The sequence below is a fragment of the Mycobacteriales bacterium genome (assembly GCA_040902655.1).
Classification (GTDB): domain Bacteria; phylum Actinomycetota; class Actinomycetes; order Mycobacteriales; family SCTD01; genus SCTD01.
In genome coordinates, this window is record JBBDWV010000052.1 from 31,439 (window position 1) to 52,728 (window position 21,290).

The window sequence follows — 21,290 nt, forward strand, 5'->3', positions numbered from 1 at the left end:
CGTGGCACGGCCGGCAGTTCTCGTCACGGCCAGTGCGGTGGTGCTCGCCGCGCTGGTAGTCGCTGCGATCTGGGCCTTCCAGCGACAGCTGGTGTACCTGCCGGGCCGGGATCCGGTACCGCCGGCAGGGGCGGTCATCTCCGGAGCTCTGGACGTCGTACTCGAAACCGAGGACGGGCTGGAGCTCGGCGGGTGGTACCTACCTGTGGCGGCGGCCGGGGCGCCGGCCGTGCTGGTCGCCAATGGCAATGGCGGTTCTCGCGAGCTGCGCGCACCGCTGGCACGCGCCCTCGCTGACCGGGGCTTGTCGGTGCTCCTGTTCGACTACCGGGGATACGGCGGCAACGCTGGGAGTCCCAGCGAGCAGGGCCTGGCCCTCGACGTGCGCGCGGCTCGCCGGTTCTTGCTGGAGGTGGCCGGGGTGCCGGCCGACCGACTGCTGTACTTCGGCGAGAGCCTGGGCGCTGCCGTCGTGACCGAGTTGGCGACGGAGCACCCGCCGGCGGGGCTGGTGCTGCGGTCGCCGTTCGAGGACCTCGCCTCCGTCGGCAGCGTCCACTACCCGCTGCTGCCGGTGCGGGCCCTGTTGAAGGACCGGTACCCGGTCGCCCAGCACATCTCTGAGGTGAACACGCTGACGACGGTCATTTACGGCACTGCGGACTCGATCGTCCCCCCAGAGCAGAGCCGACGCGTGGCGGCCTCCGCAGCAGAGCTCCACCGCCTGGTGCCGATCAGCGGCGCCGATCACAACGACCTCGTCCTGATCGCCGGTGACGACGTCGCCCGAGCGGTCGTCGAGCTCATGGACGCCCGCCGGGCCGGATGACGGCGAGAAATCCGTAGCGCCGCGAGCGCGAGGACTTGCTCCTTTGTCAGCTCACCTGTCTTGCCCGCCGCGATCGCAACCTGCACGGCCTCCGTCTCGCGGGCTGGTTCCCAAGACGCGCGGGCACGACTCACCGGTCGAACCCAACGCTCCTGACCACCCCGAGCTGACGCAGCGGGAGGCGTTTCTCGACGCGCCCGCGCCGCTCGATCTGTCGCTCCTCTTCGACGTTGAGATGGGCCCTGTACCCCCTCGCTTGCCACTCGTGAACGGCGCGCTTGGCCGTCACTATCGATGTGCAAGCACGAGATCGTGCAGGCCTCCGGTAGAGAGCGCCCATTGCTGGGTTACACCTCGTACGCGGAGGTCTCGGAAGCCGAACGAGGTTCGGAACCGCGCAGAGCGGCACCCCTCGTGCGGCGGCTCGTCGACAGTTGATCTTCTGGATGCTGGATTCGCAGCAGATGCGCCGGCGTGTCCGCTGCCGATCCAGCAACCAGAAGATCACCAGGCCTGAAGATCTTGGTCCGGCCGCACGTGAGTGGCCGTGCAGCCTCGTAGAAAGGTGCTGCGAGAGCCGCACGTCAGCTTCCGGTGCGGGCGCAGCCAGCGGCCACCGCCACTGCAGCGTCGCCACACCCTCGCCGTCGTCGCGCTGCACCCGCAGCACCTCGACCTCCGGCTGCACCTCCAGCCCGGTGACGACCTGCTCGTACGCCTCTGCCGATGCCTGGTCGAGCAGCTGGCCGCCGGACATCTCCCCCTCGGTCGCAGCGCGGGCGAAGGTGCGCGCGGCATCCTGGGCGGCCTCGTCCCGGCCGCGGCACTTCCGTTGGTCCTTGATCTGTAGTCGACCGATGGGGCCGCTCCTGCCGAAGCGTTGCCTCGCCGACGGACGACGGCCCGAGCGCCACCGGTGCGTGAGTGACGGCCGCCGCGCGACATCCTGCGCCGGCTCGAGCGCAGCGGCTAGCGCGCCGGTCCGAGGGCCTCGGCGCCGCGTACCCCCTGCAGCAGCTCGGAGTCGAGATCACCGCGCCGCAGCACGCTCATGTCGCCGGTCGTCTCGAACACGACGGCACCTACCTGATCACGACTGTGCACCCCGGCCAGTCTCAGCTGAGACCACAGCTCCTCTCTGCTGATGCGTGCGTGCCGCAGGTTCGCCTCGAGGACCTGTGGGCCGGCCATGAGCAGGATCGGCGGGTTGTCGACGAGCCCGTGCAGCAGGTTCCTCCTGCGCAGCGTGGCGACGACGTACTGCAGCGCGTACAGCAGCGCCAGGACCAGCAGGCCGGCGGTGAGCGGGACGCTGCCCGCGGACGTGGACGCAACGGCGGAGCCGACCGCGACCGTCGCGGCGAAGTCGAAGCTCGACATCTTCGCCAGCGAGCGGACCCCCGCCAGCCGGGTGAGCAGGATCACCGCCAGGTAGACCGCACAGGCGGCCACGAGGACCGCCCCCAGCCTGGTCCAGCTCGCACCGAGCAGCTCGAGCAGCATCGCTACCTCCTCGTGGTTCTCCTGCTGCTACCCGTCCGCGGCGGCCGACCGGCCGGTTGTCACAGGATCGTCACGCGACAGCGGGTAGGGGCTGAAGATGCTGATCCACACCGGCGAACCCACCCTGTCCGCAGGCGCGGCTGTGACAGCAGCTCTGCTCGCGGCGGCCCTGCTGTCCGTCCTGCACCTGGCGGCGCCGAGGATTCGCCGGCTGCCGCTGGTTCCGGAGCACGTGACCGCGTCGTTCGCGGGTGGCGTCGCCGTGGCCTATGTCTTCCTGCATCTGCTGCCGGAGTTGAGTGAAGGAAACGCACGGGTACGGGAGGTGCTGGACGAGCAGGGTGGGCAGACGCCGCTGCTCGGCTTGGAGGTCTTCGCCGTCGCGCTGCTGGGCTTCCTCGTCTTCTACGGCCTGCAGCGACTGGCGGAGTCGCGCCGTCCTGAAAGCGACGGCCCGGTCTTCGCGGTGCATCTCGGCAGTTACGCCCTCTACAACGCCATTCTCGGCTACACGCTGCCGTTGACCTGGCGCACGAGCGTCGCCTTCGCCGGTCTGTTCACCCTGGCCATGGGGCTGCACTTCGTGCTGACCGACCGCGGGCTCGAGGAGCACTACGGGCGGCGCTTCGACCGTTGGCCGCCGCGGATCGTGCTGGCCGGCGCGGTGCTCGCGGGCTGTGCGCTCGCGGCGGTGCTCGCCCCCACCAGTACGACGCTGGTCAGCGTCCTGGTGGCCTTCCTCGCCGGAAGCGTGCTGCTCAACGTGTTCAAGGAGGAGATCCCGTCGGCACGGCGCTCGCACTTCGGCTGGTTCGCGACCGGCCTGGTGCTGTACGCCGTACTGCTGGCTGCCGTCACGGCGTCAGAGGAGGTGGGCGAAGGTGGTGTCGAGGCGGCAGGGCAGCTCGCGGCGCATCCCGCCGGCGTCCCCGCTCCTTCGCGCTGAGCTCCGGGGCGGCGGGATCCGCGATGTCGGATGCAGGGCATGAAGGGCTGGTCGTCCTGTGCCTGAGGCGTGGTGGTCGAGGCCTTTTCGAGCCCGGGGCTGTTACGCCCGCGCTCCTCCTTCTAAGGTCTGCCCGTGGCCATCACCTATGTCGTGGACGACGCGGTCGTCGTGATCACCATCGAGCGGCCGGAGGCAATGAACAGCCTCGATCCGGAGCACAACGATGCGCTGGGCGAGGCCTACCGTCGGTTCCAGGACGACGACGCCCTGCGCTGCGCGGTGCTCACCGGCGCCGGTGACGCTGCTTTCAGCGCCGGAGCCGACCTCAAGCGGCTCATCCCCAAGGTGCGTGAGGCGGTTCTCGACGAGGACGGCGATCCCTGGGTGCTGGGCGGCATGACATGGACCCCAGAACTGGGCAAGCCAGTGGTGGCAGCCATCAACGGTCACGCGCTGGCGGGTGGGCTCGAGCTGGCGCTGGCGTGTGACATCCGGATCTGCTCCCCGAACGCCACCTTCGGGCTGGCCGAGACCAAGTGGGCGATCATACCCGGCGCCGGCGGAACCCAGCGCCTGCCGCGGGCCGTCCCCCTTGGGGTCGCCGTCGAGATGATCCTGACCGGGGACCCGATCGACGCGGAGGCCGCGTTCGCACACGGTCTCGTCAACCGCATCGTGCCGGCCGACGAACTGATGGCGGAGGCGCTCCGGGTCGCCCGGTCGATCGCCAGCCGCGGACCGGTCGCCGTGCTGGCCGCCAAACGGGCAATCTTCACCGGGCTCGACCGGGGTTTGGAGGCCGGGTTGGTCGAGGAGCAGCGGTCACTCGCCCAGTGCCTGCGCACGGACGACGCGGAGGAGGGGCCCCGCGCCTTCCTGGAGAAGCGGCCGCCGGTGTATCGGGGCCGCTGACGGACTGCCGCTCGGACCGGGGTGTCGCGGGCTCGTTCACGGTGTGTCAGGGGGCTGCGTAACCCCCGTCGACGACCATCGCAGTGCCCGTGGTCCAGCCCGACTCGGCACCCGCAAGGTAGGCGAACGCGCCGACCAGATCCGCGGGCTTCCCTAGACCCAGGGGATATCGGGCGGTCAAGCCGGCAAGTGCCGCCTCCGGAATGAGCTGGCTCATGCTGGACTCGAACGTGCCGGGACATACGCAGTTGACGCGGATCCGGTCGCGGGCGTACTCCACGGCAGCGACCTTGCTCAGGTGGATCACGGCGGCCTTGGCTGCGCAGTACGGCGCAGAATGGGTCCACGCCGTGAGGCCCGCGACCGAGGCGGTGTTGACGATCGAGCCGCCGCCACCGGAACGCATCACCCGAATCGCCGCAGTCATGCCGTGGACGGTGCCCATCAGGTTCACGCGCAGCTGGGCATCCCAGTCCTGCGGGGTCAGCTGGTGCATACGTTTGTTCGGGGAGAGGATCCCGGCATTGTTGATCATGACGTCGAGGCCGCCGAACCGGTCCACGGCGAAAGCCACAGCGGCGTCGACCTCGCCGGCGTCCCCGACGTCGGCGACCACCGTCTCGACATCGGACCCGGACAGGCTGCTGCGGGCGACCTCCAGCCCGGCGGCGTCCCGGTCGCACAGGACGAGGCGGGTGCCGGGCTCGGCCAGTCTGTGCGCCACTGCCAGGCCCAGCGCGCCCGCGGCACCGGTGATCAGGACGGTCCGTCCCGGCAAGCTCACTGGAACACCGCCCGCGAGTACACCGGTTCGGCTTCGGCTGCGGTGCACTCGAGCTGCTGGGCGGTCGTGCGGGGCTGCTGCCCCGGGGAGCGAGTGCTCGATGGACCGGTGACGATCATCTTTTCCTCCGCTGGTCGGTTGGACAAGCCATCAGTCCGACAGCACGTAGCCGCCGTCGACGGTGAGAACCTTGCCGGTGACGTAGTTCGAGGCCTGCGACGCGAGGTAAACGGCAGTCTGCGCGATGTCCTCCGGCTCGGCGAAGCGGCCGAGCGGGCAGTAGTCCTCGCGGTACGGGTGGCCCTCGATCATGTCGGTCCGGACCGCTCCCGGCGCGATCCCGTTGGCGTACACCCCGTGCTGCGCACCGTGCTTGGCCAACCAGCGGACGAGGGCGTGGATGGCGCCCTTGCTCGCCACGTAGTGCGGCCCGGCGAGCACCCCGCCCACCTTGCCGGCGATCGACCCGATGCACACGATCTTGCCGCGGCCGGCCTCCGCCATGACCGGGAAGGCTGCCTGCACCGGCAGGTAGGTGCCCTTGACGTTCACGTCGAGGACCCGGTCCCATTCCCGCTCGTCCACGTCGAGTCCCCCGGCGCCGTAGACACCGGCGCAGGTGACCAGCATGTCCAACCGGCCGAAGGCCTCGACGGCCGCGGTCGCCAGGCCGGCTGCATCGGCCTGCTGGGTGACGTCGGTGCGCAGCGGGACGCACCGCCGGCCCGCAGCCTCGACCTGCGCGACCGTGTCCGAGAGGTCGAGCAGGTCGCCGACGACCAGGTCCGTGCCCTCCGCGGCCAGGGCGACCGCAGTCGCCCGGCCGATGCCGCGCGCGGCACCGGTGATGACCGCGACCTGTCCGGTGAGGTCCGTTCTGCTGCTGACGGGCACGGCGCCTCCTGGGGCGGGTCGAGGGCGGGACAGTCCGATCAACGCTTGTCCGGCACGCCCCTGTAGGTGTCCCAGCTCGGCGCGACCAGCCACCCGGCGTCGACGGGCAGGTTGACCCCGGTGATCGCGGAGGCCTGATCCGAGGCGAGGAAGCAGATTGCCTGCGCCACCTCCTCAGGGTCCACCAGTCGGCCCAGTGCGGAGGCGCCGGCCAGATTTGCGGGGTCGCGCTCACCGCGGTCGATGACGTCCCGGAGCAGCGGCGTGAGGGTGTAGCCGGGCGACACGCAGTTCACCCTGACGCCGGAGCGGCCCCACTCCGTCGCCAGGTCGGCGGTCAGCCCGATCACTGCAGCCTTGGCAGGAGCGTAGGCGTGCAGCGGCATGGACCTCATGCCGGCCACCGACGCGACGGTGACGATGCTCCCGCGTCCGCGGGTGGCCATGCGGCCCCCGAACTCGGCTGCTGCCAGCCATGTCCCGCGCAGGTCGACGTGCACGACGCGATCCCAGAGCTCCTGCGAGAGCTGCTCGGGAGGCAGCGGGGGCTGAGTGATCCCCGCGGAGGTGATCAGCACGTCAGCGGTACCGATCTGCCCTTCGATGAGGTCGGCTGCCTCGGTGGTGGCCTCAGCCGAGCCCACGTCGAGTCGCATATAGTGGCCGCCGGTTTCCTGGGCCATGCGCGTTCCGTTCTCGTCGTCGACGTCGGCCACGACGACGACCGCCCCGCGCGCTGCGCACAGTCGTGCCGCCGCCGCTCCGATGCCGCTGGCGCCTCCGGTGACGACGACCAGCCGGTCTGCCAGCTCGGCGTTCACGGACCGCCCTCGGGGACGTCATGGATGGGCGCGGCCGAGCTCGTGGGACGCGCGCAGGTGGAGGGCCGGGACGGTGGTGATGCTGGCGACGTCGCGGGGCAGCAGGAGCGTCACCGCTCCCGCTGCCCCGAAACGGATCAGCTCTGCCCGGCGAGTTCCTCTCGACGCACCCTGGTGGCCTGCTCGTCGACGATCAGGCCCTCGGGGTCGTTGACCGGGTCGCCGATGACCACCACGCCGAAGTCACGTGCCGCGCCTTCGATCGTCACGTACTCGTCGCGGACGTCGCGCATGACGCGTTCGGGCTCCCGCTCCATCGGGTTCCCCCAGCCACCACCGCCGTTGGTGATGTAGCGGAAGACGTCGCCCGACTTGGTGTGCCAGAGCGGGTTGCTCCCGAACCAGAAGTACTCACCCCGCTCCTGGTCCTGGGCGTTGGTGTCGGTATCGAGCAGCCCGCTGATGGGGATGGACCTGCGGAAGACCTCGGGGTCGTCGGTCGGCACCAGGTCCTTCTCGGCCGCCACGTCGAAGGAGGAAGCCGGGAACATCCAGACGGCGCCGGCCCGCCCGGTCCCGCCGCCGTGCGCGCCCGCGCCGCTGCTGCGCTTGGTGTGGACAGGGCTCGACGTGTGGTGCGCCTCGGTCAGGAACAGGCTGTCGCGCCGCACCGCCGCCCCGCCGCGGTTGTAGCCCGTCCCGGCGCTGTCGACGACGTACTCCTTGCGCAGCACCACGATGGGCAGTTCGCTCTCGATGGCCTCGGTGGCCGGGTCGAGGTTGTTGGCCAGGTAGATGGCCTCGTAGCTGTCGGCGTCGCCGTGTCGTGTCGCGCCCCAGGGGCCGTGCTCGCCGCCGCACTGGGCGACCGTGACCCACGGGGTGCCGTCGGCCAGGACGCCGTGCCCGTTGTGGATGGACAGCGAGCCGTAGTCACCCCCCACGGCGTTTTCGCCGACTGCCGACTCCAGGGCGCGGAACACCGCGAGCAGGACCGGCATGGATGCCTCCCAGTACAGGAAGATCGGTCCGTCCGGCGGTGCGGCGCCGACGAAGGATCCGGCGGGGATGAGCATGTCGACGTTGCGGTAGACCCCGGAGTTGAAGGCCGACTTCGGATCCAGTAGCAGCTTCAAGGCGATGCCGACGGCGGTCTTGGTGTCGAACATGCCGCAGTTGATGCTGGTCCTGGCCTGCTCCGAGGTCCCGCTGAAGTCGATCTCCATGGCAGAGCCCACCTTGGTGATCGTCACCTTGACGAGGTATTCGCGGCTCTGGTCGATGCCGTCTGCGTCCACCAGGTCGTCGCCCTCGTACACCCCGTCCGGCAGGGCGGTGATCGCGTCGGCCATGGATTCCGCGCTGACGTCACAGCTGTAGCGGATCGCGCCCAGCCAGGCATCGACGCCGTAGCGGGCGATGCTCTCGCCCATCAATCGCTCGCCGAGCAGCAGGTTGTGGTAGATCGTGATCATGTCCGGGAGCAGCAACGCGCAGAAGCGGGCGTTGTCGAAGATCAGGTGGAAGGCCGACTCGATGGGCTTGTCGTCCCGGTAGACCAAGGTGGGCGGAATGACCAGCCCCGTCTCGTAGACGTCCTTCTTCGTGGCCGAGAACCCCGCCGGCACCACGCCACCCATGTCGAGCTGGTGGGCACGCAGGGACACGAAGGTGACGATCTGGCCTTCGTGGAAGACGGGCCGGATGAAGCAGATGTCGTTGACGTGGTTGCCGCCCCGGTAGGGATCGTTGACCATCAGCACGTCGCCGGGCTCGAGGTTCTCGGGCCCGTACTCCTCGACGGCGTTGCGGACGGCGTGCTCCATGGCCCCGGTGAACAGCACCAGGCTGTTCGACACGGTCGACATCGGGTAGTCCATCGCCGGCGGGCCGGAGATGGTCGCGGCGAAGTCGTACCAGTCTCGCAGGATCATCGAGAAGGCATGGTGCAGCAGGTTCGTGCACATGTGCTCGACGACGTAGCGCATCCGGTTGGACAGCACCGTGGCTGTGTAGCGGTCGCAGGCGTACCGCTGTTCGAACTCGGCGTCGGAGAGGTTCTTGAGCGACGGCCCGGTGGTCAGATCGATCATGGTCAGTCTCCTCAGACTCTCGTGATCCGCAGCTCGCCGTACTCGCCGACCACGGCGACCTGGCCGGGCAGCATGAACGTGGTGGACAGGGTCTCGTGGATGACAGCCGGGCCTTCGACCCTGTCGCCCGCCTTGAGGTTCTCCCGCTGGTAACGACCTGCGGCGATGGGCTCATCCTGCAGGTAGCGCAACTCGAACGTCGACTCCGGCGCGACGACGCCACCGTCGCCCTGGGGCAGCTGGGGGTACTCGACCTTGGTCGCCTTGATGACGGCCTCGACCCGGTAGGTCACCCCCTGGACGGGGAGGGCCTCGAAGCGGTTGCCGGCCCTGGACTCGTAGACGTCGTGGAAGTTGGCGATCATCTCGTCCATCTTCTCGGGTGTGATCTCACCGGAGGGCACGGAGACGAACGGCGTCTCCCACGTCTGGCCGGCCAGTCGGGCGTCCATGCTGCGCACGAAGTCGACCTCGCCGGAGGTGTCGTCGAAGCGCTCCCGGAGCTTGCCCTCCATCTGCTCGTACACCTTGTTGACGGACTCGACAGCTTCCACGCCGAGCATCGTGTAGGAGCTGCGGCTGTCGCCGTAGACCTGGTCGGAGCTCACGAGGCCCAGCGCCGAGAAGAGCCCGGGGTGGGGCGGCACGATGACCTCGCGGGCGTGGACGAGGTCCATCGTCGCCGGCAGCAGCATCGGGCCGGCCGCCCCGAAGGCGACGAGGCTGTAGTCGCGTGCGTCGATGCCATGCTTGATGGCGATGTTCGTGATGCCCTCGGCGATGTTGTTGACGCCGATGTTGAAGGCATAGTTCACCCGCTGGTGGAACGGCAAGCTCGTCGGCAGGTCCTCGAAGGCCTTGCGGGAGAGGTCGGGGTCGAGCTTCATCCGCCCGCCCGCGAAGGATGACGGGTCGACCACTCCCATCATGATGAACGTGTCGGTCGAGGCGGGCTGCGTGCCGCCCTTGCCGTAGCAGGCGGGGCCGGGGTCGGCGCCTGCGCTGCCCGGCCCGACGAGCACCTCGCCGGCGGGACTGATCGTCACGAGGCTGCCGCCTCCCGCGCCGATGCTCTCCACCTCGTTGGACAGCGCGTTCACGATGAGGTCGTGCTCGAGTTCGAATGTGGTGTTCACGTAGGGGCTGCCGTCGGAGACCATGCTGATGTCGCACGATGTGCCGCCGACGTCGACGCACAGCAGGTTGCCGCGGTCGATCAGCTTGCCGAAGTGGGCGCTGGCGACGGTGCCGGCAGCTGGGCCGGCGAAGACGATCTCGAACGGCTGCTCCATCGCGATGTCGGCGCGCACGAGCTGCGCCGCGCAGTTGGCGTAGTTGAACGAGCCGCCGAAGCCGAGCTCCGCGAGCCCGCCACCGAGCTTCTTCGTGTAGGTGTCGTAGATGAGCTTCATCAGCACGTCGACGGTGGTGGTCGAGGCGCGGGCCCACTCCTTGGCCAGCGGCGAGGTCTCGCTGGAGATCGAGACCGGGATGTCGCCGAGCTCCTCGCGCACCAGCTGGCGCAGCCGCTCCTCGTGGTGTGAGTTCACGTAGGCGTTGATGAGGCAGATCGCGACGCCTTGCACGTCACAGCGTCCGAGCACGGCGATCTGCTCTCGGGCCTGCGCCTCGTCGAGCGGGATGAGGACGCCACCGTCCGCGGTGAGTCGTTCACGGATGCCGCGGCGCAGGTAGCGCGGGACGATCGGCCGCATCGCGTCACCGAACGACCGCCGCCAGCTCGCGTCGGTCAGCGCGTCCAGCGGCCGGTAGTTGCTCCCGATGTCGAGGATGTCGCGGTGACCCAGTGTCGTCAGGAAGGCGATCTTCGGCAGCCGGCGGGTGATCACTGCGTTCAGGCCGTGGGTGCTGGCGTGGTTGAAGACAGACGCCCTGCCCACCCCTGCCTCTTCAGCGCCCTGCAGCACGGCCAGGTGGGTGTCCTTGACGTTGGTCGAGACCTTGACAGTCTTGATCTTGCCATCCTCGATGGCGACGACATCGGTGAAGGTGCCCCCGACGTCCACTCCGATCATCATGTGTTGTCCCCTTTGCCGTCGTCGGTGGTCATGCGAGGTGCAGTCCCTCGGAGGTGAGGAAGATCGGCCCGAGCAGCCGGTCCTTCTCGCGGCTGACCGAGGTGAGCGTCGGCTGGTGCTTCACGACGCGATACCAGCCGCCGTCGGAGAGCACCTGGTAGCGCTTGAAGTCGGCTGCCGTGGAGCCAGGGAACGCCGCGAGGTCCACCCCCAGCTGGGCGAGGTCGTCGGACGTCACCTCTTTTCGTTCTACGGTCAGCCCTGGGGCGATCTGCGGTCCATCTCCTGCCACGACAGCCTCCGGTCGGGTTTCGCGTGCACACCGCGCTCGGGCTCGGCCTTGCGTGCGCCTGCCGGCGCCCTCGGTGCGCTTGGATGTCCAGAACCTAGGAGCGGCCGTGTGCCGCGCACCACAGATGGACTGACCGGTGATCGGGGGGTCGCCATGGGTACTTCACCCATGCACCGCGCAAGGGCTGCGTGCGGGCCGTGCGTTCAGCGCCGGGCGGGAGCACCGGCCGCCGGCCGGCGTCATGGCAGGGAGACGCCCACCTGCTGGCTGAGACGGTACAGGCGCACGGCCACCGAAACCCGGAACAACGGCTCCGGGTCGCGCCAGTCAGGCCCGAGCAGGGCGCTGATCCTGTCGAGCCGCTGTAGGACGGTGTTGGTGTGCAGACCGAGGCTACGGGCGGTCCGGGTCGGGCTGGCGTTGGCCTCGACGAACTCACGCAGGGTCAGCATCAGGTCGGTGCCCCGTTCCCGGTCCCAGTCCATGACCTTGCCGACGGTGTGGTGGATGTAGGCGGCGAGATCCTCGCGGCCCGAGCCGAACATCGCGAGGTACGGCGAGAAGCCGTCGGTGGAGGTCGCGGCATCGCACCGGTCCAGGCCCACGAGCAACCGCGAGCAGCGCTGCGCCATCTCGAAGCGCTCGAGCAGCGTCTCCGGCGCGCCGGCAGGACCGGCGACGACGAGCACCGGACCGGGCACGACCTGCCGGATGCGGCTGCGTACGGCGTGCGCGGCGTGCAGTGGTGGTTCCGTGGGCACCAGCACGGCCAGAACGCCTGCATGTTCGCCGGACAACGTCCCCTCGGCGACAGCGTTGGCAGCCCGCAGCGCCGCCCGGCGGTGCTCGGGTGCGACCACGACCACCACCGGCGTACGCAGCTCAGCGATGCGCACACCGCGCGAGCGCGCGCGCAGCAGCAGCTCCCGCCGGTGGACCGAGTCCACCTCCAGGACGTCCGAGACCAGCGCTCCCCGCACGCGCTCCTCCGCCTCGGCCACCGCCTCCTGCTGCAGGGTCAGCAAGGCGATGATCTGGGCAGCACGCTCGACGGAACGCTGGTCCAGCGGGTCGAGTTCGCCGCCGTCCAGGGCCACAGCCACCGAACCCAGCAGCGAGTCGCCTGCCATGACGGCGACCACTGCGGGACCGCCAGGCACCGATACCAGACGTCCCGAGCGGCGGCTCTCGTCGACGGCCGGGATCAGGTTCGGCGTCGTCTCCGGGTCACCACACGGCCACGGGGAACCGCAGGTCACCAGGGGCCCACCCCGCTGGTCGGCGACCAGAACGCCCCGGTCCAGAGCGGCGTGCAGGATGCCGGCGACGTCCTCAACACTGCCTCCGTGCAGCACTGCCGCGGTGAGTTCGGTGTGCAGGCTCGCGGCCCGTTCCATGGCTGCGGTGTAGGCGGTCAGCTGCGCCAGCGCGACCCCGGTCTCCTTCGCCGAGGCGCGCGCGCGATCCATCAGCCTGGAGTTCTGCAGCACGACCGCGGCGTGGTCGGCGAAGGTGGCCAGCAGGTTGATCTCGTCGGTCGAGAAGCTCCTCGGCGCGCGGCTGGCCGCCACGAGCACCCCTACGGCCTGGTCACCGAGCAGCATGGGCACCCCGGCCATCGCGACAATGTCCTCGCCGGCCACGATCGCGTCGACGAAGGAGTCGTGGTCGAGCCCGGCGTCCTCCGTGTACCGATTGGTGGTGTGCGCCGAGCGGGTCTGGGCAACGAGGGCGGCCAGGCCCTTGCCCGGTGGGACGCGGACGCCGTGGAAGGCGGACGTCACCAGCCCGAGACCCGCCCGGATGAACAGTTCCCCGGTCGCCGTGTCCCGCTCGGCCAGGTAGGTGATGTCCGTGCCGGTCAGGTCGTGTGCGCGCTGCAGGAGCCGTCGGAGCAGCACGTCGGTGTCACGCAGCTCCACCAGCTCGCGGGCGCTGGAGAACAGCGCGGACGCCTCGTGGTGGTGACGTCGGAGCCGGGTCACGGTGGCCTGGGCCCTGAGCGCCGAGTCCTCCAGGGCCAGCGTCGTGGCCGGGTCCAGGTCCTCCTGGGCGAGCACCGCCGAGATCTGCTGGGCCGTCTCACTGTCCTCGCAGATCGCGTCGAGCAGCGCCTGCACCGACTGCACCGAGACCCGCTCGGTGTCGGCGACCCGCTCGGTGTCGGCGCCGAAGGTGGCCCGGGCGGCCGTCCCGCCGTCGATGGCCGTCGCGCCTGCCTGGATCTGCATGCCGTGCCTCCAGCTGTTCTGCAAGGTGTGCGGCTGCGAGTCTGCACCGGCAGGGGGGTCCCATCCACCCACTGTCGCGCCGTGCTCTGTGGGTGGACCGTCCGTAGCCGGGCCGAAGCCTGCCCACCTAGCCTCCGCACGGCCACCCGCGTCGACGGGGTCCAGGGCAGTGGCGGACAGGAGAGCGCATGAACAGCAGCGGTGAGACGGACCGGTCCGCCCGACAGAGCCCCAAGCCGCTGGTCGGGGTGGTGGTCCTGGACATCACGCGCGTGCTGGCGGGCCCGTACTGCTCTATGATCCTGGCCGATCTGGGTGCCACCGTGATCAAGGTGGAGAACCCGGCCGAGCCCGATTACACGCGCGACTTCCCCCCGTTCCTGACTTCTTCGGACGGGTCGCGGTTCAGCGCCTACTTCGCGCAGTACAACCGGCACAAGCTGGGACTGACACTCGACCTCGGCTGTGAGGACGGCAAGCGACTGCTGATGGATCTGGCGGCGAAGGCGGACGTCGTGGTGGAGAACTTCCGCGCCGGCGTGATGGACCGCCTCGGCGTCGGGCACCGCGAGCTCCTGGAGGTGAACCCGCGACTGGTCTACACCGCGATCTCCGGCTTCGGTCAGACCGGCCCGTACCGGCGCCGTCCCTCCTACGACAACAACGCCCAGGCGACCGGCGGGCTGTGGGGCATGAACGGCGAGCTGGACCGCCCGCCCGTGCGGGTCGGGACGGTCATCGGCGACATCTCGGCCACGATGTACGGCGTCATCGGCACGCTGGCGGCGCTGCGGCACGCCGAGCGCACGGGACAGGGTCAGCTGGTCGACGTCTCGCAGCAGGACGCGGTGCTGACGCTCACCGAGGCGGCGGTCGTCTCCTATACCGTCGACCAGAAGGTGGCAGCGCCGCTGGGAAATGCGCATCCGTTCGTACGTCCCTATCAGCTGTATCCCTGCAAGGACGGCTACGTCTTCTTCGGCGGCTATACCGACAAGTTCTGGCGGCTGACCTGCGAGCTGTTCCTGGAGCCGGAGTGGGCCGTCGATCCGGAGATCGACACGATGGCCAAGCGCTTCGACAGCGAGATCTACGAGCGCAGGGTGCGGCCCCTGCTCGAGCGATGGTTCGCCGTCCGCACCAAGGCTGAACTCGAGGAACTCGTGGCGGACCAGGTGCCGCTGTCGGCCATCAAGGCCATCGATGAGATCGTGCACGATCCGCACGTCACCGCGCGGGACATGATCGTCGACGTCGACTACTGCGACTTCGGCCCACTGAGCATGGTCGGCACGCCGATCAAGCTCGGTGCGACCCCTGCGGACGCGCGGGGAGTGGCGCCGCGGGTCGGCGAGCACACGGACATGCTCCTGCGCTCGTTCGGTGGCCTCGACGACACGCGGATCGCCCAGCTGCGGGCTGCGGGGGTGGTGAGCTGACCGGGGCCCGGTGCCGTGCGGCGTCGCGCCGGGTCGGCCGGCGGCGGTTCCCGAGCCCGGGCGGCCGCTGATGGCCGTCGACATGGCGCAGTTGACCGATGACCTGGCCGCGGAGTCCGGGGACCTGTTCCGGCTCCTGTCCCGCCTGGAGGTCGACGACTGGGACCGACCGACCCCGGCGGCTCCGTGGACGATCCGGGACCAGGTCACGCACCTCGCCTTCTTCGACGACATCTCCACGTTGGCAGCCACCGACGTCGCCCGCTTCGAGCGTGAGGCGACGGAGCTGACGGCGCTCGGCGAGGACTTCGCCGCCGTCGTCGCGCAGCGCCGCCAGGACCGAGCGGGTCCGGTTGCGGCCGCCTGGCTGCAGCGGTCGCGCAGCGAGTATCTGCAAGTCTTCCGTGGGCTGTCCCCATCGCAGACCCTGCCCTGGTTCGGTCCGCCGATGAGCGCGGCGTCCTCCGTCACCGCCCGGCTGATGGAGACGTGGGCACACGGGCAGGACATCGCCGACACCGTGCAGGTGGGACGCACCCCCACGTCGCGCCTGCGTCACGTGGCGCACCTGGGCGTCCGCACCCTGGCGTGGAGTTTCACGGTGCAGGGTCGTCCTGCGCCCGACCGTGCCGTGCGGGTGGAGCTGGCCGGACCCGACGGCGAGACGTGGAGGTGGGGACCGGAGGACGCCGAGGATCGCGTGCTCGGGTCTGCCGAGGAATTCTGCCTCGTGGCAACTCAGCGCAGACACCGCGGCCAGACGGGGCTGCAGGCCACCGGGCCTGTCGCCACGGCCTGGTTGGACATCGCCCAGGCCTACGCCGGCCCTCCCGGTCCCGGCCGTCCACCAGGTGGACGATGAGGAAAGAGGGTCGAGAGGGGCGGCGGCCCGCCCGCGGGTGGACCGGCGCGATCAGGAGGCGCCGCCGCCGTACCCGTGCGTGACCGGGATCGTGAGCAGCAGTCGACGCTCGTCGACCATGGCCTGGTGGAACTCCTTCCAGTCGGGGTGCTCTGCCCCGGCGATCTGGACGTAGAGCTGCGCCAGGGAGCGGCCGGCCTCGTCGCCTGGGACGGTCGTCACCGGCGACAGCTGCGCCTCGCCCTCGACGCACGCCCAGGCGGAGCCGTCCGGGGTGCTCACGTGGAGCGCCGTGCGCGGGTCCCGCCGCAGGTTGCGCGTCTTGGCGCGGCTGTCGGTCACGGACACGAGGACCTCCCGGTCCCGCACGGCGTAGACGACGTTGCTGGTCTGTGGCCGGCCGTCCCGTCGCAGCGTGACCAGCGCGCCGAGCTGCTGTCGGGCGACCAGGGCGAGCGCCTCCTCGAGGGTCATCGCCTGCTCCTCACCGGCTGCGTCACGACACCTGTTCTACCCGAACCGCGCGGGGTCCCCGGCTCCGGCGCGCACGACCTCGGGGAACCCCTCGGACCAGTCCACGACGGTCGTCGGCTCGGTCCCGCAGTCACCGGCATCGAGCACCGCGTCGACCTGGTTGTCGAGCGCCTCCTTGATGCTCCAGCCGTCGGTCATCGGCTGATCGGCTCCGGGAAGCAGGAGCGTGCTGGACACCAGAGGGGTGCCCAGCTCGCGCAGGAGCGCCTGTACGACGGGGTGGTCCGGGATCCGGACACCGACGGTGCGCTTCTTCGGGTGTGCCAGTCGCTTCGGTACCTCCTTGGTCGCCGGAACGATGAAGGTGTACGGCCCGGGTGTCGCGGCCTTGATGCTGCGGAAGGCGGCGTTGTCCAGGTGCACGAACTGCCCGAGCTGCGCGAAGTCGGCGCAGACGAGGGTGAAGTGGTGCCGGTCGTCGAGCGACCGGATCCGACGGATGCGGTCAGCGCCGGTCGCGCTGTCGATCGCGAAACCGAGCGCGTAGCAGGAGTCGGTCGGGTAGGCGACGAGGGCATCGTCCCGCAGCAGTGCCACGGCCTGCCCGATCAGCCGTGGTTGCGGGTCGACCGGGTGGACGTCGAAGTAGCGGGCCATCCGGCGAGCGTAGAACGGGCAGGCTCTCGTGCTGGGGTCATACTGCTGGCTGCGGGCGGCCTGTCGCACCGGGTCGGTACACCGGAGATGGGGGCCTGACGTGACGTCGACGAGAGCCCCCGTGGAATGACCGCCCCGCACCCGCCGCGGGGGAACGGTCGTGTCGTCGTCGTCGGCAGCTCGGTGGCCGGCGTCCGCACCGCGCAGGCGCTGCGGGCAGAGGGCCACCAGGGAGAGGTCCTGCTCGTCGGCGAGGAGCACGAGCTTCCCTACGACAAGCCCCCCCTGTCCAAGGGGCTGCTGGTCGGCGGCACCGACGTCGAGTCGATCCGGCTGCTCACCCAGGATCAGGCCGCGCAGGCGGGCATCGAGCTGCTCCTGGGGCACCGCGCCCTGCGCATCCAGGTCGCCGGGCGTCGCCTGCTGCTCGCGGACCACGATCCGGTCGGGTACGACCACCTCGTGATCGCCACCGGCGCCCGTGCCCGCCCGTCACGGTGGGGGAGCCGGCCGGGCGTGCACCTCCTGCGCACCCTCGCCGACGCCGCGGACCTGCGGGGCGACCTGCTCGCCGGCGGACCTGTCGTCGTCGTCGGCGGCGGGTTCGTCGGGGCGGAGGTGGCCTCGGCCGCCCGCACCATGGGCCTGCGGGTGACGGTCGTGGACCCCCTGCCGGTGCCGATGACCTCGGTCCTGAACGAGCAGATCGGCGGCTGGTTCGCCGACCTGCACCGGCGGCACGGTGTCGACACGCGGTTCGGCACCGGCGTGGCGGCGATCGACGGCGAGCGCGGTGCCTTCAGCGTCCGGCTCACCGACGGCAGCGCCGTGCCGGCCGCCACGGTCGTCGTGGGTATCGGCGCGCACCCCAACGACGAGTGGGTCGCGGACTCGGGGCTGCTCGTCGACGACGGCGTGGTCTGTGACGAGTACTGCAGGGCGGTCGAGGCCGCCGACGTCTACGCCGCCGGTGACGTGGCGCGCTGGATGCATCCGCACCGGCAGGTGTCCACGCGCATCGAGCACTGGACCAACGCGGTCGAGCAGGCCGCGTGTGTCGCGCACAATCTCGTGCACCCGGACGACCTGCGGGCCTACGCGCCGGTCGAGTACGTCTGGAGCGACCAGCACGACTGGAGGATGCAGGTGATCGGCCGCACCGGCGGCCCGCTGGAGCACGTCGTCCTGGGCGACCCGTCGGTGGACGGCCGGTTCGTGGCGCTCTACACCGGCGACGGCACCGAGCTCGCAGGGGCGGTCGTGGTGAACTGGCCGCGGGCCCTGCTCGTCTGCCGCCGGGCGCTGCGGGACGGCGCCCGGCTGGCCGAGGTGCGGACGAGGATCGAGCAGCTGGCGCCACCCGGTCCGCTGCGCACCGGACCGTGACGTCCCGGGGCGGGAGCCGGTCTCACCTCCTCGAACGGGGAAACCGGCTCAGGCCGCGGACGCGGCCGGCTCGACCGTGGCCGGACGGACCCGCCGCAGCAGGGCGAGTGGGGTGACGCCGGACACGGCGGCTGCACCTGCCCGGCCGAGGTCGTTGGGCAGCGAGAGCCGGAACACCTTCTTCCACGCGGACCCGAGCTGCCGGGGGAGCGGCCCGGTGGCGTAGCTGAGGCCGTACCGCTCGAACAGCTCCTGGATCTTCGGTGCGATCTCCTTGTACCGGTTGCTCGGCAGGTCGGGGTAGAGGTGGTGCTCGATCTGGAAGGACAGGTTCCCGGTCATCAGGTGCAGGAACTCCCCGCCGCTGATGTTGGCGGCTCCGAGCATCTGGCGCAGGTACCACTGCCCTCGGGTCTCGCCGTCGATCGAGGTCTTGGTGAAGGTCTCCACGCCGTCCGGGAAGTGGCCGCACATGATGACCGAGTGGGTCCACAGGTTGCGGACCAGGTTGGCGGTGGCGTTGGCCGCCAGGGTGGGTAGGAACGAGGGGCCGGACAGCAACGGGTGCACGACGTAGTCCCGGGCGGCCTGCTTCTTGATCTTGGTCAGTACCTGCCGGCCCTGACGGCGGAACAGGTCCTTGTCCTTGCGTCCCTTGACCACCTTGCCGATCTCGAGGTCGTACGCGGCGATGCCGTACTCGAACAGGCAGGCGTTGAGGAAGTTCCACAGCGGCTGTCCGAGGTAGAGCGGGTGCCAGCGCTGGTCCTCGTCGACCCGCATGATGCCGTAGCCGAGGTCGTTGTCGCGGCCGAGCACGTTGGTGAACGTGTGGTGGATCTGGTTGTGCGAGTGCTTCCACATGTCCGACGGGGAGGCGTTGTCCCACTCCCAGCTGGTGGAGTGGATCTTGGGGTCGCGCATCCAGTCCCACTGGCCGTGCATGACGTTGTGCCCGATCTCCATGTTCTCGAGGATCTTCGAGACCGACAGGCCTGCCGTGCCGATCAGCCACACGGGCGGGAACAGCGAGAACAGCAGCAGTCCGCGGCTGGCGAGCTCCAGGCTGCGCTGGGCGTCGATGATCTTGCGGATGTAGGTCGCGTCGCGCTCCCCGCGGCTGGCCAGGACCTGCTCGCGGATCGCGTCGAGCTCGCGGCCGAGGGTCTCCACGTCCTCGTCGGTGAGGTGCGCGATCGGGTTGTGCGGCTTGTTCTGGACAGCAGTCATGCGGTGTCCTCCACGGGTCCGGGTGTCAGAGTTCGATGTCGCAGGCGCCGGCAGCGGCGTTGATGCAGGTCTGGATGCGCACGCCGTCGCCCTCGGCGGCGGTGGTGAGCGCGCCGTCGCGCAGGTCGCGGACGGCGCCGGAGCGCAGCGGTACGACGCAGCCGAAGCAGATGCCCATCCGGCAGCCGGACGGCATGAGCACCCCGGCCTTCTCGCCGGCGTCGAGCAGGGGCGTGCCGCCGCCGGCTTCGAGGGTGACCTGCTGCTCGAGGAAGCGCACCGTGCCGCCCTCGCCGGTCGCCAGGACGGTGGCCCGGAAGCGTTCGGTGTGCAGCCGGTCGGCGATGCCGCGGGCGCCGAAGTGTTCCTCGAGCGCGTCGAGCATCCCGACCGGGCCGCAGGCCCAGGTCTGCCGCTCGGCCAGGTCGGGCACCAGCCCTTCGACGTCCTCGGCGGTGAGCAGCCCGGCTTCGTCGGTGTGCTGTTCCACCAGCCGGATGCGGCCGCGCGCGGCCAGGGCGCGCAACTCGCCGCCGAAGACGACGTCGCCTGCGGTCGGTGCCGAGTGCACCAGGACGACGTCCTCGAGCTCGTCGAGCGCGTTGCGCAGCATCCCCATGACGGGGGTGATCCCGCTGCCGGCCGTCACGAAGAGCACCTTCGCCGGCCGGGGCTCGGGCAGGACGAAGGCCCCGGTCGCCTGGTCGAGCTGGACCACGAGGCCGGGGCGGGCGCGGCGGACGAGGTGGTTGCTGACCGTGCCGTCAGGGATGGCCTTGACGGTGACGGCGATGCACCCGTCGGGCCGGTCCACCGGCGAGGTGAGGGAGTAAGCTCGCCATTGGCGGACCCCGTCGACGTCGACGCCGAGCCGCACGTACTGGCCGGGGGTGTGTGGCCGCCAGCCACGTCCCGGGCGGAGAACGAGGGACACCGCGTCGCGGGTCTCCGGATGCACCGCGACGATCCGTCCGCGCAGGTCGGCGCCGGACCGCAGCGGGTCCAGCAGGTCGACGTAGTCGGACGGGACGAGCGGCGTGGCCACCAGCCCCGCGAGCTGGACAGCGCGCTCGCGCAGCCGGGTCAGGGCGGCAGGAGCAAGGGCCGGTGCAGTCATGCTGTCAGGCTGCCCCGATCGGGACGCTAAGTCGCTGGTCCGTCCGGAGGAGGTTGTGCGGCGGAATTCATCGCGTCACAACAAGGAGTCAGCCAGACTGCCGGAAAGCGACGCAGCAGCTGTCCGGGTCGGGGCGCAGGTCGGCCTGCAGGTCCCGGTCCAGCCCGAGCCCCTCGAGATAGCCGTCCGAGAGGGAGAGGTTCAGCGAGCAGACCTGCTCGGTGTTCGTGGCCCGGAACGTGTCGAACGGACAGTTCCGTACGAACAGCTCGTCGCCCTGCCGGCGCGGGGCATAGCCGAGCGTGGACAGCAGCCGCTCCAGCCGCGCGAACCGGGCCGTCGCCGTCCGGGGGAGCCGTCCGGAGGCGAGCTGCCGGCCCAGCTCCGCGCCGCGGCGCCGGGCGGCCCGCAGGGCGCTCGTGTGCGCCGTGTCGTCGGGTCGGAAGTCGGCGATGCTGTCGAGCAGGACGCCGGCGAGCAGGTCGTAGCGGCGGTCCGGCACGCTCGCCACCACCTCCTGCTTCGATACGCGGTAGCGCTGCGCCGGGCGACCGGGTCCGCCGGTGGTGGCGTCCGGCCCGATTCCCTCGACGAAGCCGGACTCGAGCAGCTTGCCCAGGTGGAAGGCGACGAGGGTGCGGCCCACGCCCAGCGTGTCGACCAGCGCGGTCACCGTGCACGGCCCGTCCGCCTGCAGCCGCTCGAAGACGCGCCGCCGCTGCGGCTCGGTGAACACGCCCAGCTGACTGATGTCCTGCTCGAATCCCACAGCGACAGC

The 21,290-nt window shown here is 70.4% G+C and carries 20 protein-coding genes; 7 read left to right on the forward strand and 13 right to left on the reverse strand.

What is annotated here, in order from left to right:
* The first annotated feature begins 1 nt into the window (after nt 1).
* Both WD794_14685 and WD794_14690 read left to right on the forward strand, forming a co-directional pair.
* A complete protein-coding gene (locus tag WD794_14685; protein MEX2291555.1) occupies nt 2-829 on the forward strand; it encodes an alpha/beta hydrolase in 828 nt (275 codons plus the stop codon).
* Between the two features lie 547 nt (nt 830-1,376).
* Entirely contained in the window at nt 1,377-1,679 is a 303-nt protein-coding gene (locus WD794_14690; protein MEX2291556.1) for a hypothetical protein, read from the forward strand.
* A gap of 119 nt (nt 1,680-1,798) precedes the next feature.
* Here WD794_14690 and WD794_14695 read toward each other — a convergent pair whose 3' ends face one another.
* A complete protein-coding gene (locus WD794_14695) occupies nt 1,799-2,332 on the reverse strand; it encodes a YetF domain-containing protein (GenBank protein MEX2291557.1) in 534 nt (177 codons plus the stop codon).
* A gap of 142 nt (nt 2,333-2,474) precedes the next feature.
* Here WD794_14695 and WD794_14700 point away from each other — a divergent pair, with 142 nt between their 5' ends.
* Together WD794_14700 and WD794_14705 are read left to right on the forward strand one after the other, a co-directional pair.
* The gene (locus WD794_14700) at nt 2,475-3,278 is read left to right on the forward strand and encodes a hypothetical protein (GenBank protein ID MEX2291558.1); all 804 of its coding nucleotides are present in this window, start codon (nt 2,475-2,477) and stop codon (nt 3,276-3,278) included.
* 135 nt (nt 3,279-3,413) lie between these two features.
* Nucleotides 3,414-4,193: an enoyl-CoA hydratase-related protein gene (locus tag WD794_14705; protein MEX2291559.1), complete on the forward strand. Its 780-nt coding sequence runs from the start codon at nt 3,414-3,416 to the stop codon at nt 4,191-4,193.
* Nucleotides 4,194-4,239: 46 nt separating this feature from the next.
* Here WD794_14705 and WD794_14710 read toward each other — a convergent pair whose 3' ends face one another.
* The 7 genes from WD794_14710 to WD794_14740 form a co-directional block, all read right to left on the reverse strand.
* Nucleotides 4,240-4,977 (reverse strand): SDR family NAD(P)-dependent oxidoreductase, encoded by a 738-nt coding sequence (locus WD794_14710; protein ID MEX2291560.1) that lies wholly within the window; start codon nt 4,975-4,977, stop codon nt 4,240-4,242.
* A 150-nt stretch (nt 4,978-5,127) separates the two neighbouring features.
* Nucleotides 5,128-5,871 carry an SDR family NAD(P)-dependent oxidoreductase gene (locus tag WD794_14715; GenBank protein ID MEX2291561.1) on the reverse strand — a complete coding sequence of 248 codons (744 nt, stop codon included), beginning with the start codon at nt 5,869-5,871 and terminating at the stop codon, nt 5,128-5,130.
* Nucleotides 5,872-5,909: 38 nt separating this feature from the next.
* Nucleotides 5,910-6,692 (reverse strand): SDR family oxidoreductase, encoded by a 783-nt coding sequence (locus WD794_14720; GenBank protein MEX2291562.1) that lies wholly within the window; start codon nt 6,690-6,692, stop codon nt 5,910-5,912.
* A 137-nt stretch (nt 6,693-6,829) separates the two neighbouring features.
* Entirely contained in the window at nt 6,830-8,785 is a 1,956-nt protein-coding gene (locus WD794_14725; protein ID MEX2291563.1) for a hydantoinase B/oxoprolinase family protein, read from the reverse strand.
* An 11-nt stretch (nt 8,786-8,796) separates the two neighbouring features.
* Nucleotides 8,797-10,824, reverse strand: coding sequence for a hydantoinase/oxoprolinase family protein (locus tag WD794_14730; GenBank protein MEX2291564.1), 2,028 nt, complete (start codon nt 10,822-10,824; stop codon nt 8,797-8,799).
* Between the two features lie 28 nt (nt 10,825-10,852).
* Nucleotides 10,853-11,062, reverse strand: coding sequence for a hypothetical protein (locus WD794_14735; protein MEX2291565.1), 210 nt, complete (start codon nt 11,060-11,062; stop codon nt 10,853-10,855).
* 293 nt (nt 11,063-11,355) lie between these two features.
* Entirely contained in the window at nt 11,356-13,347 is a 1,992-nt protein-coding gene (locus tag WD794_14740; GenBank protein ID MEX2291566.1) for a helix-turn-helix domain-containing protein, read from the reverse strand.
* A gap of 188 nt (nt 13,348-13,535) precedes the next feature.
* On the opposite strand from WD794_14740, the gene WD794_14745 reads away from it, so the two are divergent.
* Nucleotides 13,536-14,786, forward strand: coding sequence for a CoA transferase (locus tag WD794_14745; GenBank protein ID MEX2291567.1), 1,251 nt, complete (start codon nt 13,536-13,538; stop codon nt 14,784-14,786).
* A 70-nt stretch (nt 14,787-14,856) separates the two neighbouring features.
* The gene (locus tag WD794_14750) at nt 14,857-15,648 is read left to right on the forward strand and encodes a TIGR03084 family metal-binding protein (protein MEX2291568.1); all 792 of its coding nucleotides are present in this window, start codon (nt 14,857-14,859) and stop codon (nt 15,646-15,648) included.
* Between the two features lie 51 nt (nt 15,649-15,699).
* Here the strand turns inward: WD794_14750 and WD794_14755 are convergent, their stop codons facing one another.
* Complete coding sequence (locus WD794_14755; protein MEX2291569.1) at nt 15,700-16,122, reverse strand: PPOX class F420-dependent oxidoreductase; 423 nt, start codon at nt 16,120-16,122, stop codon at nt 15,700-15,702.
* 36 nt (nt 16,123-16,158) lie between these two features.
* Nucleotides 16,159-16,779, reverse strand: coding sequence for an L-threonylcarbamoyladenylate synthase (locus WD794_14760; GenBank protein MEX2291570.1), 621 nt, complete (start codon nt 16,777-16,779; stop codon nt 16,159-16,161).
* Between the two features lie 126 nt (nt 16,780-16,905).
* Between WD794_14760 and WD794_14765 the strand changes: the two genes are divergently transcribed.
* Nucleotides 16,906-18,165: an FAD/NAD(P)-binding oxidoreductase gene (locus tag WD794_14765; protein ID MEX2291571.1), complete on the forward strand. Its 1,260-nt coding sequence runs from the start codon at nt 16,906-16,908 to the stop codon at nt 18,163-18,165.
* Nucleotides 18,166-18,213: 48 nt separating this feature from the next.
* Here WD794_14765 and WD794_14770 read toward each other — a convergent pair whose 3' ends face one another.
* The 3 genes from WD794_14770 to WD794_14780 form a co-directional block, all read right to left on the reverse strand.
* A complete protein-coding gene (locus WD794_14770; protein ID MEX2291572.1) occupies nt 18,214-19,395 on the reverse strand; it encodes an acyl-CoA desaturase in 1,182 nt (393 codons plus the stop codon).
* A 25-nt stretch (nt 19,396-19,420) separates the two neighbouring features.
* Nucleotides 19,421-20,512, reverse strand: coding sequence for a ferredoxin reductase (locus WD794_14775; GenBank protein ID MEX2291573.1), 1,092 nt, complete (start codon nt 20,510-20,512; stop codon nt 19,421-19,423).
* Between the two features lie 88 nt (nt 20,513-20,600).
* On the reverse strand, nt 20,601-21,281 hold the full coding sequence (locus tag WD794_14780) for a helix-turn-helix domain-containing protein (GenBank protein ID MEX2291574.1): 681 nt from the start codon (nt 21,279-21,281) through the stop codon (nt 20,601-20,603).
* Between the last annotated feature and the right edge of the window lie 9 nt (nt 21,282-21,290).